12 protein-coding genes are annotated in these 14,271 nt (G+C 35.8%); 4 read left to right on the forward strand and 8 right to left on the reverse strand.

All coding sequences use genetic code 11. The annotated features are described in order from the left end of the window. The first annotated feature begins 2 nt into the window (after positions 1 to 2). Together OLM58_RS04625 and rlmB are read left to right on the forward strand one after the other, a co-directional pair. Positions 3 to 1,463, forward strand: a complete 1,461-nt coding sequence (locus tag OLM58_RS04625; protein WP_264531375.1) for a SusD/RagB family nutrient-binding outer membrane lipoprotein — start codon at positions 3 to 5, stop codon at positions 1,461 to 1,463. A 169-nt stretch (positions 1,464 to 1,632) separates the two neighbouring features. After that, on the forward strand, positions 1,633 to 2,367 hold the full coding sequence (rlmB, locus tag OLM58_RS04630; protein ID WP_017495032.1) for a 23S rRNA (guanosine(2251)-2'-O)-methyltransferase RlmB: 735 nt from the start codon (positions 1,633 to 1,635) through the stop codon (positions 2,365 to 2,367). 134 nt (positions 2,368 to 2,501) lie between these two features. Here rlmB and OLM58_RS04635 read toward each other — a convergent pair whose 3' ends face one another. Then, a complete protein-coding gene (locus tag OLM58_RS04635; protein WP_264531376.1) occupies positions 2,502 to 3,266 on the reverse strand; it encodes a rhomboid family intramembrane serine protease in 765 nt (254 codons plus the stop codon). Positions 3,267 to 3,485: 219 nt separating this feature from the next. Between OLM58_RS04635 and OLM58_RS04640 the strand changes: the two genes are divergently transcribed. After that, entirely contained in the window at positions 3,486 to 4,763 is a 1,278-nt protein-coding gene (locus OLM58_RS04640; RefSeq protein WP_264531377.1) for a replication-associated recombination protein A, read from the forward strand. A gap of 15 nt (positions 4,764 to 4,778) precedes the next feature. Here the strand turns inward: OLM58_RS04640 and OLM58_RS04645 are convergent, their stop codons facing one another. From OLM58_RS04645 to radC, 3 genes are read right to left on the reverse strand one after another with little or no spacing between them, the layout of a single operon-like run. Continuing rightward, positions 4,779 to 5,525, reverse strand: coding sequence for a hypothetical protein (locus OLM58_RS04645; protein ID WP_264531378.1), 747 nt, complete (start codon positions 5,523 to 5,525; stop codon positions 4,779 to 4,781). A 2-nt stretch (positions 5,526 to 5,527) separates the two neighbouring features. Continuing rightward, positions 5,528 to 6,214 carry a YjjG family noncanonical pyrimidine nucleotidase gene (locus OLM58_RS04650; protein ID WP_264531379.1) on the reverse strand — a complete coding sequence of 229 codons (687 nt, stop codon included), beginning with the start codon at positions 6,212 to 6,214 and terminating at the stop codon, positions 5,528 to 5,530. 3 nt (positions 6,215 to 6,217) lie between these two features. Beyond that, positions 6,218 to 6,955: a RadC family protein gene (gene radC / locus OLM58_RS04655; RefSeq protein ID WP_264531380.1), complete on the reverse strand. Its 738-nt coding sequence runs from the start codon at positions 6,953 to 6,955 to the stop codon at positions 6,218 to 6,220. 125 nt (positions 6,956 to 7,080) lie between these two features. Between radC and OLM58_RS04660 the strand changes: the two genes are divergently transcribed. Beyond that, positions 7,081 to 7,722 (forward strand): DUF1287 domain-containing protein, encoded by a 642-nt coding sequence (locus tag OLM58_RS04660; RefSeq protein WP_264531381.1) that lies wholly within the window; start codon positions 7,081 to 7,083, stop codon positions 7,720 to 7,722. A gap of 65 nt (positions 7,723 to 7,787) precedes the next feature. On the opposite strand, the gene OLM58_RS04665 is transcribed toward OLM58_RS04660, so the two are convergent. The 4 genes from OLM58_RS04665 to OLM58_RS04680 all read right to left on the reverse strand — a co-directional run bounded on the left by OLM58_RS04665 (position 7,788) and on the right by OLM58_RS04680 (position 14,130). Continuing rightward, positions 7,788 to 9,143, reverse strand: a complete 1,356-nt coding sequence (locus tag OLM58_RS04665; protein ID WP_264531382.1) for a UDP-N-acetylmuramate--L-alanine ligase — start codon at positions 9,141 to 9,143, stop codon at positions 7,788 to 7,790. 285 nt (positions 9,144 to 9,428) lie between these two features. After that, a complete protein-coding gene (locus OLM58_RS04670) occupies positions 9,429 to 11,573 on the reverse strand; it encodes a S46 family peptidase (RefSeq protein WP_264531383.1) in 2,145 nt (714 codons plus the stop codon). A gap of 230 nt (positions 11,574 to 11,803) precedes the next feature. Then, positions 11,804 to 12,805: a GTPase ObgE gene (obgE, locus tag OLM58_RS04675; RefSeq protein ID WP_264531384.1), complete on the reverse strand. Its 1,002-nt coding sequence runs from the start codon at positions 12,803 to 12,805 to the stop codon at positions 11,804 to 11,806. Between the two features lie 101 nt (positions 12,806 to 12,906). Beyond that, positions 12,907 to 14,130, reverse strand: a complete 1,224-nt coding sequence (locus tag OLM58_RS04680) for a hemolysin family protein (RefSeq protein WP_264531385.1) — start codon at positions 14,128 to 14,130, stop codon at positions 12,907 to 12,909. Positions 14,131 to 14,271: the final 141 nt, after the last annotated feature.

Genomic DNA, 14,271 nt, shown 5'->3' on the forward strand with positions numbered 1-14,271 from the left:
TCATGAAAAAATATAAAGTCATGTTGCTTTTGGTGATTGCGTCAATTTCATTAAATTCTTGTTCAGAAGATAAGATGGACGACATCAACAAAAATGTAAACAATCCAATAGATGTGCCAGCTCGTTTTGCCATCACTGATGCAATGACGAGTACTGCCTTTAGCAATACCGGTTCAGATCTATCTTTCTACACTGGTGTTTATGTAGAATTAAACGCTGGTGGTTTTGGCCAGATGTACCAAGCAGAAGTACGAAATGGTGAACCTAAAAACCAGACTACTTTTAACAATTCCTGGAACAGTCAATATCAGACTATGTACAACCTGAAGCTGATCATTGACAGATGTACAACTGGTAAAGAAAAAGGAAACTACAATACATTAGGTATCGCACAAATTCTATATGCATATAATTTAGCCTTACTAACAGATATGTACGGAGATGTTCCTTTCACTGAAGCTTTTCAACCTGGAGTAAATTATCAGCCTAAATTGGACCGTCAAGAAGACCTATACAAAATTGTCTTCTCTACTTTACAGGATGCTATTGTTAATTTAGGAAAAACAACAACAGGTTTTCAAGCTGTAGGAACTCAGGATTTAATATACCAAGGTAGTACCGCTAAATGGATAAAAGCAGCCAATGGTTTATTGGCTCGTTACACTTTACGTCTTTCGTTTAAAACCCCTGATTATGCAAAAGTATTAGCATACGCAAATAAATCTTTTGCAAACAAAAGTGAAGAGTTCAAAATGAAAAATGATGGTATCCCAAATCCTTATTTTCAATTCGATAATGACAGAGGATATTTATTTGCAAGTAAAAGCTTATTTGACAAGTTAAATGCCAGAGCAGATGATCCACGTGCTGAAGGTTATTTCCAAAAAATTAGAAAAGCAACTGGAGCACCTCTTACATATGAATTTTTCACAAATGGTGTTAGCCCGCAAAGCCAAAATTACTCGTATTCAGCATTAATAGATGCTAGTAACCCAATATTCATGTTAAGCTACCACGAATTATTATTCATCAAAGCTGAAGCAGAAGCAAGACAATCAGCTGCTGTTACAAGTACAGCTAGTTTAACTGCTGCAGTAAATGCTGCTTTCAACAAAGATGAAGCTGTTAATTTCTCAGACACAGATGCATCTGCCTACGTGGCAGGTTTAAACATTACAACTAATGCTGGTTTATTAAAAGAAATTGCTGTACAAAAATACTTTTCTTTTTACGAAAACGAATCTGTTGAAGCATACAACGACTACAGACGTTTGCTAGCAATGTACGGATCTGCAGCTGCTCATCCAATTCAATTGGCAAACCCGCTTAACGCAACTCAATTTCCACTAAGATTACCTTACGGAGATTCTGATGTATCTACAAACAACAATGTTAAAGCGGCATTTGGAGACGGTTCATACGTTTATTCTGAAAAAGTTTGGTGGGCTGGAGGTACTAGATAATAGTATTCTTTAATCCTAAAACAATTCCTAAAAAGGGCACTTATCTTATGATGAGTGCCCTTTTTTAATTAAACAACTCTGCCTTAACTCTCAATAATTCAAAGATACAAGCCCTTCACTTCACTCACAGTGTTTTTTTTTATACCAACATTATACCTATATTTGCCCCATGGAAAAAGAACATCAAATATTTGGAATTAGAGCCATTATAGAAGCCATTCAGGCAGGAAAAGAAGTGGATAAAGTATTTATTCAAAAAGAAATTTCCGGAGAATTAATGAAAGATTTAATGAAAGTGATGAAACGCGCTAACATTAATTTCTCCTATGTACCTGTAGAAAAACTTAATCGATTAACTCCAAATAATCATCAAGGAGCAGTAGCAACCATCTCCCCTATTGGTTTTATAGAATTGGAACATTTGGTTGAATCAACAATCGAATCCGGATCAAAACCTTTATTTTTAATACTGGATCAGATTTCAGATGCCAGAAACTTTGGTGCCATTATCAGAACTGCTGAATGCACAGGTGTAAACGGAATCATCGTACAGAAAGCAGGTTCGGCCCCGGTAAATGGAGACACTGTTAAAACTTCGGCAGGAGCAGTTTTTAATGTTCCTATTTGTAAAGTTGAACATATAAAAGATGCTATTTTCTATCTTCAGGGATCAGGAATCAAAACCGTTGCGGCAACTGAAAAAACAGATCAGAACATATACGACGTTACATTAAACGAACCAGTAGCTATCATCATGGGATCTGAAGACAGAGGTATAAATCCTTCCGTACTTAAAATTGTAGACGAAAAAGCAAAATTACCTATGTTTGGATCCATTGGATCTTTGAATGTTTCTGTTGCCTGTGGCGCATTTTTATATGAAGCTGTTCGCCAAAGAAGTTAAATAATATATAGAATTGAGAATTACGATGACAAATTAATGTCTTCTAAATATGCTCAAAAACTATACTTTCTTAAAACCTGTAGCTTAATTGTAGTACTGCTAATTACAAACTTAAGCTACGGGTTAAACAAACATTACCTATCCTCCTCTACCTCAGACTTTGTCAAAATATAGTTAACTGAAACATCCGAATTAAAATACGTTACTAATACCTCCTGCTCTTCCTCTACAATCTCTGTATTTACGAAGTTTCCATTTTCATCAAAATGCTTCATAAAAGCATCTTCTTCAGGATTAAAATCAGGTTTTTGCCACTCATAAACAATAGGCTTTGTATACTCAGGGGTTTTGTAAAGTAAAGACATCACAAATCCGGTAATGAAACCTGCTAAATGCCCTTCCCACGAAATAGTTTTATCCACCTCCGGAAACACATACCAAATCATTCCACCGTACAATAAGATGACAGATAATGAGAGTGCCACTAAACGATAATAACCGGTTTGGATTCCTTTAAAAAAAATAAAACTGACTAAGACGTAAATCAATCCGCTGGCACCAATATGAAAATTTTCACGGCCAATAATCCAGGTAATTAGTCCCGAAAATAAAATGCCATAACCAATCACTGCAAAGGATTGTTTAGGATAAAAAAATTGCAGCGCCGCCAATAATACCAAAAGAGGAATAGAGTTATTGTATAAATGGCTTAAGTTTTCATGAATGAAAGGACTGAACAAAATACCCTGCAGACCTGACAAATCTCTTGGGTAGACTCCATTTTGATAAAAGTCGAAATCATAGCGTATCTGAACCCAGTACACGATCCACAAAAAAAGAACAAAAAATACCGGAAGACCAATAACTGCAGTCGTAAATTTAAAGTGGTTGTCGTTCATAATTTTTAAGGTAAATTTATAATGATGCCATCAAAAAACTATCCAATTACAATTTACTGATAATTTGTCAGTTAATTGGAATATTCTTAAACCCTGTTCCAGCCCTGATGGAAGCGGCATCCTTTTGTGTTCGCCGCGGCGGACGCAAAAGATACAGCGAACAGCAGGAATAGCTTCTAAAAACTATAAAATTAAAACCGAAAACTGTAATTTTACAAAATGGAAGCACCTTTAGCCGAGCGTATTCGCCCACAACACTTAGAAGATTATATCAGTCAGAGTCATTTGGTTGGACCAAATGGATCTTTAACGCAGCAAATTTCGAAAGGAATTATTCCGTCGTTGATCTTCTGGGGACCTCCGGGCACTGGTAAAACCACTTTGGCACAAATCATCGCCCAGGAATCCAAGCGTCCGTTTTATATCCTGAGTGCCATCAATTCAGGTGTAAAAGATATTCGTGATGTGATCGAAAAAGCCAAACAAAGCGGTGGATTATTTACTGCTAAAAATCCCATTCTGTTTATTGATGAGATCCATCGTTTCAGCAAGTCACAGCAAGATTCCCTTTTGGCTGCCGTCGAAAAAGGCTGGATTACACTTGTTGGTGCAACGACCGAGAACCCAAGTTTTGAAGTCATTCCTGCATTATTGTCACGTTGCCAGGTTTATATCCTAAATGCTTTCACAAAAGCCGATTTAGAAGCTTTATTGCATCGGGCGCTAAAAACGGATACGTATCTGGCTTCAAAAAATATCACTTTAAAAGAAACAGAAGCTTTACTGCGACTTTCGGGAGGTGACGGACGAAAACTTCTCAATATTTTTGAGCTTGTTATCAACGCTTCTGCCGGTGATGAAATTATTATCACCAACGATCGTGTTTTTGAATTGGTGCAACAAAACACAGTGTTGTATGACAAAAGTGGAGAACAGCATTACGATATCGTTTCTGCTTTTATAAAATCTATTCGTGGAAGTGATCCTAATGGAGCTGTTTATTGGCTGGCCAGAATGATTGAAGGTGGTGAAGATGTAAAATTTATTGCCCGAAGAATGCTTATTCTTTCCAGTGAAGATATTGGAAATGCCAATCCGACCGCATTTATTATGGCCAATAATACCTTTCAGGCGGTAACTACTATTGGCTATCCGGAAAGCAGGATTATATTGAGTCAGTGTGCCATTTATCTGGCAACTTCTCCTAAGAGCAATGCCTCGTATATGGCGATTGGCAATGCCCAACAATTAGTAAAACAAACGGGGGATTTACCTGTTCCGATTCATTTACGAAATGCTCCAACCAAACTTATGAAAGAACTGGGTTATGGTGATGATTATAAATACTCGCACGATTATGCTAATAATTTTGCCGAGCAGGAATTTCTACCGGATGCTATAAAAGAAACGGTTCTTTATAATCCGGGGCACAATTCAAGAGAGAACAGCAACCGCGAATTTTTAAAGAACCGTTGGAAAGATAAATACGGTTACTAAAACCGTATTCTATTTTTAGAATTTAACTGAAATTTTTTCAGAAACTAACTGATCGTTTTTATAATATTCAAAAAACCACTGATTATCTTTTGCATTTAAAGATCCTTGAACTCCGTCTTTTATAGCGATAAATGAATCCGGACGAGAGGTTTTCAATAATTTCATAACCACCTTTGGCGTTTTATCAATTAACTGGTAACCATTTTCTGTTGGTTGTGCATACAATAAATTTGGATCTTTAAGATCAGCCTCCGGAGCTGTCTCTACAACTTTTACAGCTGCAACTGATGCTGTTAAGGCAGTAGCAGGAATTGACATTTTTGCTGTATTGACGCTTTTACCACTGTACTTATAATGCAAAGCGTTTATTGAAACAAATGCAAGATCAAGACACTCTCTATAGGCCGTTTCATATTCTTTCTCTTTACTTTTCCCTATTGCCGATGTATAAATCACTTTACCGTAACAATCTCTAAACTCGACAAAAAGCTTGCTAATTAAAAACCCGCTTTCTTTTTTAACATCAGCATACAAAAGATCACAACGATCACCAAAGCCTTCCGGCAGCATCTCGTTAGCATAAAAAGCCTGAAAACCGGCTTTATTTAAATTCGCTTTTGTTATGGTTGACGTTCTGTATTGATTTTCTGTTTTAAGGAAATCATATTTTAGAGGAACTATAATCGCTTTGTAATCATTAACCGATTGTGAAAACCCAATAACTGACGCAAGGAATGCAATCAACAAAAATTTTATTCTCATAATTATAAATATTTTTTTAGTTCTAATAAATGGTTTACTTGTTTAATATTTTGTGGTGCTTCGATTCTTTTTTCATTAAAGAAAATAGCATCAAGACCGGCATTTAAGGCTCCGTTAACATCGGCATCCAGGCAATCTCCAATCATAATACTGCTCTCTTTCGAAGCTTTAGCTGCACTAAGCGCATAATCAAAGATAATACTATTTGGCTTTTTCACACCAGCCAGCTCAGAATTTGTGATGGTTTCGAAATACCCCGAAAGCGCCGCATTATTAATTTTTTTATCCTGAACATTTGCAAAACCATTAGTAATGATATGCAACTTGTACTTAGGCTTTAAGTATTCCAAAACTTCAATCGCTCCTTCGAAAAGATAATTGTTGTCGGTTAAAAATTCAATATAATCATTGGCAATCTCATTGATACTCTCATCTGACATGGTGTAATTTAAAGCGTCGAATGAAAACTTCAATCTATTGTAACGGAGTTCCAGATGTGTTATTTTATCATTCTGGTATAATTTCCAGCACTCCTGATTGATTGGAGCATATTTCTCGATAAAATCTTCTGTTTTAATTTCGGGATATTTACTTTTAAAAATTCGATCGAAAGCCATTTCAGAGTTTTTATCAAAATCCCAAAGTGTATGATCTAAATCAAAAAAGACATCGGTAATAGTGGTATTCATAATTTATAAAATTCCTTGATCTACAAAACTATAATATTTTGCTTCAGTTATAATCAAATGATCCAAAACTTTAACATCTAAACTATCCCCTGCTAATTTTATCTTTTTCGTCAACTTTTTATCGGCATCACTGGGCAGCAAATTTCCTGATGGATGATTGTGACACAAAATCAATCCTGTAGCTCCAATTTCAAGTGCCAACTTAAAAACAATACGTACATCCACAACGGCTCCAGTAATTCCACCTTTACTCACTTGGGATTTAGAAATTACTTTATTGGAATTATTCAGAAAAAGCACCCAGAACTCTTCATGAGAAAGTTCACCAATAATGGGCTGCATGATTTCGAAAACAATTTTACTGGAAGTAATTATCTTCAATTGCGACACATCCTCTGCTCTTCTTCTTCGTCCAAGTTCTAATGCTGCAATAATTGTTATCGCTTTTGCCTCCCCTATTCCTTTAAATTCCATTAATTGAGCTGTAGATTTTTTCCCTAAAGAGTTTAAACTTCCCGCACTAGCCAAAATCCGTTTGCTTAAATCGACAGCAGATTCACTACGACTACCCGACCCTATTAATATCGCAATCAGCTCAGCATTACTTAGAGCTTCTTTGCCCTTTAACATCAATTTTTCGCGAGGACGATCTTCTTCAGACCAATCCGGTATGGAAAAATAAGTTGCTACAAAATCCGCGGTTTCATTTGTTGTTTTTACAACTTTTAAGCTTGCTCTCATTTTACAATACTCTTAGAGGGTTAATTTATAAAAATAAGAAAAATCCCTCAAATAAAACTATACTAATCTCAAATTAATTACTTCATTACTATAAATGTCCCATCAAAATAGCTTATATTAAGGGAATGAAAATAATAGGTACTTTTTCCCTCTTTCTTCTTCTCCTCTCTTGCAATCAAAAGGAGAGCAAAACAGCTGTTGCAGAAAACTTGTCATCGGGTATTGCAAGAACTTTTTCCGAAAAATTATCCAATGCGGCATTATTAATTATTGATCCCTCGATAGACTATGACCCCGCTTATTTTTCAATAAGCTATCCAAATGGAGATATTCCTCCAAACAAAGGAGTCTGCACCGATGTGGTAATTCGCTCTTATCGAAAATTGAATATTGACTTACAGAAAGAAGTACATGAAGATATGGCAGCAAATTTCTCTGCTTATCCGTCTTTACAAAAATGGGGCCTGACTTCAACCGATACGAATATAGATCATCGAAGAGTTCCTAATTTAGTCGTTTTCTTTGAAAGAAAAGGAAAAAAACTCCCTGTAACTCAAAATGCAACTGATTATAAAACAGGCGAAATTGTTACCTGGTTAATTAATAACAAACTGGACCATATTGGAATAGTCACAGCCAGAAAATCAGCAGACGGAAAACGAAACTTAATTGTACACAACATTGGAAACGGACAAGTTCTTGAAGACTGTTTGTTTCAGTATAAAATTACCGGGCATTATAAATATATAAGAGATATTCCAAACTAGAAATTCCCCAAAAAAAAAGCCAATCACTAAACAGCAATTGGCATATTATCTAATTTTCAAATTGACTAATTAATCAACCCTTTCACATCATCAAAATTCAACCCTCCGTAATTTCCGGAACTCATTAACAATAAAGCTGAGTTTTCAAGATTTAAATTAAAAAGGTATTCTTTAAATTCATCAGGATTGGTGTAAATAATTAAGTCTTCACGGTTAAAAGAACTTGCAATCTGCTCATAAGTAACTTCTTCCAATTGTTTAATTTTTACAGCATCCGGTGAGTAAAACACGACAGCAACATCTGCATATTCAAGAGCTCCTTCATACTCTTTTAGAAAGGCTGCATTCAAACTGCTATAGGTATGCAATTCCAGACAAGCTATTAAAGTTCTGTTCGGATATTGCTCTTTTACTGCTTTTGTAGTTGCAGCAACTTTACTTGGAGAGTGTGCAAAATCTTTGTACGCTACTTTTCCCTTTCCTTCAGCAATTTTCTCCAATCGTTTTGAAGCTCCTTTGAAACTGGCAATTGCTTCATAAAAATCGGCTTCGTCAACGCCCATATTTTGGCAAATCCATTTGGCTCCAGCCAGATTGTTCAGATTATGCGCCCCAAAAACTTCAATTGGCATATCGCCTTCGGGAGTTTCTAATAAAGTTACTCCATCATTAACGGTGTACTTTGGAGTGGAATAAGCCAATTTACGAATTGGATTCGTAGCGGCTTCAGCAACACGTTTTACTTCCGGATCATTTTCGTTGTACACCAAAATACCACCATTAGTAATTTTTCCAATAAAAATTTCGAATTGTTCAACATAGTTCTCATACGTTGGGAACACATTGATATGATCCCAGGCAATTCCCGAAATCAAGGCAATATTGGGTTGATACAAATGAAATTTTGGGCGTCTGTCTATTGGTGAGGACAAATATTCATCCCCTTCTAAAACCATGAAATCATTCTCTTCAGTAAGATGTACCATTGTATCAAAACCCTCCAACTGTGCTCCTACCATGTAATCTACTTCGATATTATGATAATGCATGACATGTAAAATCATCGAAGTTATGGTTGTTTTTCCATGAGAACCTCCAATTACCACACGCGTTTTATTTTTAGACTGCTCGTACAAGAATTCCGGATACGAATAAATTTTCAAACCTAATTCCTGCGCTTTTAGCAACTCCGGATTATCCGCTTTCGCATGCATTCCGAGGATTATAGCATCAATATCTGCAGTAATTTTTTCAGGAAACCAACCCATTTCAGCCGGTAAGATTCCTTTTTTTTCCAATCTTGATTTTGAAGGTTCAAAAATAGCATCATCACTTCCTGTTACCTGATATCCTTTATTGTACAATGCAAGTGCTAAATTATGCATGGCGCTTCCGCCTATGGCGATGAAATGTGTTTTCATTGAATACGTTAAATCGTTTGTTTGTTGAACTGTTTATTCGATAAAACGAAAATAGAATTCAACAATTAAATCGGTTAATTATTTTTCAAAAATAAGGAATTATAAAATGTCCTTTTTGCTTTTAGTACTAAATTAATAGTTTGCAGGGATAATATTTTTTAATCGTTTCCAACCTTTAGTAAAAGTTTGATTTCTAAAACGGAATAAATCGGATCCTGTTAAAAACAACAAACCCGACAGATTTTAAAAAACTGTCGGGTGTTTGTTCAATACCAAAAATCAGAATTATTTAATAATCGTCATTTCGTCAATAATATTTTTAGCTCCGGCGTATTTGTCGATAATCCAAAGTACGTAACGAATATCTACGTTAATGGTTCTTTGTAATTTAGAATCGAAAATAACATCTCCTGCCATCGCTTCGATGTTTCCGTCAAAAGCAACTCCAATTAATTCTCCTTTTCCGTTTAATACCGGAGAACCTGAATTTCCGCCAGTAATATCGTTATCTGTCAAGAAGTTTACCGGCATATAACCTGCTTTATCAGCATACTGTCCAAAATCTTTTGCTTTGTTTAACTCTAATAAACGTTTTGGCAAATCAAATTCCTGATCACCTGCTTTATACTTTTTCACCATACTTTCCATGGTTGTATAATTATTGATTTTAACATCGTTACGCGGATCAGCAGGCAAAGCTCTTACTTTTCCGTAAGTTAGTCTCAATGTTGAGTTAGCGTCAGGATATTGAATAGCATTCAATTTAGATTCTCTTAAACCTTCTACTAATTTACGGTAAGCACTTGCAAAACCATCATCAGCTTTCAATTGATCGTCTGTTTTAGAACGGTATTTTGTCATTAAATCGTTAGAGATAATATACAACGGATCGTGTACAATTGCTAATGGTTTAGGATTAGCCATAAATGCTAATACTTTGTCTTTAGAAGTAAAATAACTAATTTCAGTTGCTTTCGCTACATCAGCAGTAAAGTCACCATTGTTCTCTGATTTCATTTTAGCAATTTGCGTCGCTAAACCATATTCAGCAGCTTTAGAAGCGTATAAATTCAATTGTGCAGTTAAGACATCTTTTTCAAGAGGTGCATAAAACTCACCGTAGATGTTTTCGATCATCGCGTTGATCTTAGGCAACATTTCTGCTTTCTTAGCATCAGTTTCGTTATAATAAGCGATCAATGCGTTTCCTAGGTTAGCAGGTCCGGTTGCGTAAGCTGACGTACGTAAAAGCTGTGTCAGGTAATTGTCGTGAGTTGATTTTACATTTGTAGATCTGTAATAATCATTAATCGTTGGAATTACATTCTCATACTTTTCTTTATTAGCCGGTTTAGTAGCCCAATCGTAAAATTTATCTTCTTGTGCCGCTTTAACCTCTGCTGTTCCAGCTTTTGTTAAAGCATCAATCATCCCCTGACGGTTTTTCCAGTAGTTTGCTGTAGAAGCATATTTAGACGCGTATTGCAAACGAACTGTTGCATCTTTATCCATATACTTTTTCATTTGATCCATTCCGGTTTTAGCACCTTCAACCCATGCAGGATAAGCAAACTTAACGTTTTGCTCAATTCCTCCAGCCGGCATCCAACGGTTTGTTCTTCCCGGATATCCTAAGATCATAGCGAAATCATTCTCTTTAACTCCTTTAATACTTACCGGTAAGTAGTGTTTTGGTTTCAAAGGCACATTGTCTTTAGAATATGCTGCCGGATTTCCGTCTTTATCTGCATACACTCTGAACATAGAGAAATCTCCTGTTTGACGAGGCCACTCCCAATTGTCCGTGTCTCCACCAAATTTACCAACACTTTCAGGAGGTGTTCCTACTAAACGTACGTCTGTGTAATCCTGGTAAACGAAATAGTAATATTCATTTCCCTGAAAAAAAGGACGAACTGAAACGGTGTATTTTCCACCTTCATTGTTTTCTTTTTCAATCAAAGCAATTTCTTGCTGAATCGCTTTACTTCTTTCAGTTTCTGTCATTTTATCATTTACTTTTGACAAAATTCTTTTAGAAACATCATCCATACGCACGAAGAAACGCACATACAATGATTTCGGTTTCATTTCGGCACTTCTTTGTTTTGCCCAAAAACCGTCTTTTAAGTAGTTTTGCTCTGCCGAAGATAGTTCTGCAATTGCGTCATAACCACAATGGTGATTGGTTAAAACCAATCCTTCTTTAGAAACAATTTCTGCTGTACAGCCTCCGTTAAATTGTACAATAGCGTCTTTTAAACTATGATGGTTGATACTGTAAATTTCTTCGGCTGTCAATTGCAAGCCCATTTTTTCCATATCTCTATGGTTCAATCTTTCGATAAACATCAAAAACCACATCCCCTCATCAGCTCTTACAGGAAAAGCCATCAGACACATGGTCAAGAATAAAACTATTTTTTTCATGTTATTTTGTTTAAGTGATGCGAATATAATTCATTTTCATAATTATACTACCGCAATTCCTGCCGAAATTAGATATCTCAGTGCTTTTTTAGCATTTCATTACGAATTTAACACCAATGATGTATTTAATTTGGTCTAAGAAAATCTGCTATTTTCATGTTATATGGATATTGCACAAAACAAAAAAGGCGCTCTGTTTCCAGAACACCCTTTTTACAAATTGTATTTTTTTAGTCGTTAAGCATTTTCCAAAGCTTATCTTTTAAATCCGTTATCCCTTGCTGGGCAACTGACGAGATAAACATATATGGAATGTCTTTGAAAGCGACATCTAATTCCGTTTTCAATTCGGCTTTCAATTCGTCGTCCAGCATATCACATTTTGAGATTACCAAAAGACGCTCTTTGTCTAACATTTCAGGATTGTACTTGGTTAATTCATTGACCAAAATATCGTATTCTGCCTTAATATCCGGTGTATCAACCGGCACTAGAAACAATAATGTTGAATTACGTTCGATATGACGCAGGAAATAATGACCTAAACCTTTCCCTTCTGCAGCTCCTTCAATAATTCCGGGAATATCTGCAATTACAAAAGATTGATAATCTCTGTAAGCTACAATTCCTAAGTTTGGCTTTAAAGTTGTAAAAGGATAATCGGCAATTTTTGGTTTTGCAGAAGTTAAAACAGACAATAGGGTTGATTTTCCGGCATTTGGAAATCCTACTAAACCAACATCGGCTAATACTTTAAGCTCTAAAATCACATCCATTTCTACTCCCGGTAAACCCGGCTGAGCATAACGTGGTGTTTGATTGGTTGAACTTCTAAAGTGCCAGTTTCCTAAACCTCCTTTTCCTCCTTTTGAAAGGATTCTTTTTTCACCATCTTCGGTAATTTCGAATAAAGTTTCTCCTGTTTCTTTATCTTTTACAACAGTCCCTAAAGGTACTTCGATAAATTTATCTTCTCCGTCAGCACCTGTACTACGGTCTCCTCCACCGTCTCCACCATGACCGGCTTTAATATGTCGTGCAAATTTTAGATGAAATAATGTCCAAAGTCCTTTATTTCCTACCAAATACACGTGTCCTCCACGACCACCATCACCTCCGTCAGGGCCTCCTTTTTCAATAAATTTCTCTCTATGTAAATGCGTAGATCCTTTCCCTCCTTTACCGGAAGAAACATAAATCTTAACATAATCTACAAAATTTCCTTCTGTCATTTTTACTTGTTTATGTGTAGTTTCAGGTTTCAGGTTTCAAATTTCAGGTTATACGTTGTGCAACCTGAAACTTGAAATCTGAAACTTAAAACAAATTCTTTCTACTCTTTAAGCGCTTTTACTAACACTTTATCAATCTTTACACCATCCATATCGATTACTTCCAATACAAATTTTTGCCAGATTAATTTCTCACCTTCTTTTGGAATATGCGAAAGCTCTGTCATAATCATTCCGCTTACCGTGTTTACTTCATAATCGTTTGTCAATTCGTCTAACTCAAAATAAGTTAAAAAATCGTGTAACGAATAATGTCCGTCAACGAGCCACGAACCGTCTTCTCTTTCAATTAACTGAAATTCATCTTTATAAAAATCAGATGCATCTCCTACTAAAGCTTCCAGAATGTCATTTAGGGTAATAATTCCCTGAAAAACACCATATTCATCAGAAACTAAAGCATAATGAATCCCTGTTTTTTTGAAATTCTCCAGTGCCTTGTATGCCGTTGTCTGCTCCATTAGGTAAGGCGCATCAATCATGATTCCCGCCAAATCAAAATGTTCACTTTCGATGTTTGCAAAGATATTCTTTAGGGTTACAACTCCCACAATATCATCATAATTGTCTCTGTACACCGGATAAACAGTATGCAAATCCTGTAAAACCAATTCCTTAATCTTCGTTTTATCGGCATTGAAAGGCAGCATATCAACTGACTTACGGTGTGTCATCAACGAATTTACTTTTCGATCTCCAATGTGAAAAACACGTTCTACAATATCTTGCTCGATTTCCTGAACTTCTCCACCCTCAGTTCCTTCTTTGATAATTGCTTTAATTTCTTCTTCTGTTACCTTACCGTCGGCAGTTGGTTTAATCTGAAATACATTCAATAAAAAATCTGTCGAAGAAGTAAGCAGCCAGATAAAGGGCGCTGTAATTATCGAGATGGTTTTCATAGGCAACGCTACCATTTTGGCAATCGACTCCGGATAATTTAAACCAATTCGCTTTGGCAATAATTCTCCTAAAACCAAGGAGAAAAATGTCAAAACCACGACCACAATCCCCACTGCAACAGAATGTGCATAGGGTTTTAAAAATGTAAATCCGCTAACAAAAACTTCAACATCTATTGTTATCTTATCACCGCTGTAAATACCGGTCAAAATACCGATTAAAGTGATTCCGATTTGCACGGTGGATAAAAACTTGTTTGGAGAATTGGCCAGATCAAGTGCTATTTTAGCACTATTGTTTCCTTTTTTTGCGGCAGTTTCAAGTCTGTTTTTCCGGGCCGAAATCAATGCAATTTCTGACATGGAAAAAACACCATTCAATAGTATTAAAAAAAATATTATTAGTATTTCCAATTTTTGGTTTATTCGTTATAAAATTGTCTTCATCAAGATAATTCTGTTATCTTAAAACTTCGTCTTCTTATCATTCAAAAGAATCCTGTC

The sequence above is a fragment of the Flavobacterium sp. N502540 genome (assembly GCF_025947365.1).
Classification (GTDB): domain Bacteria; phylum Bacteroidota; class Bacteroidia; order Flavobacteriales; family Flavobacteriaceae; genus Flavobacterium.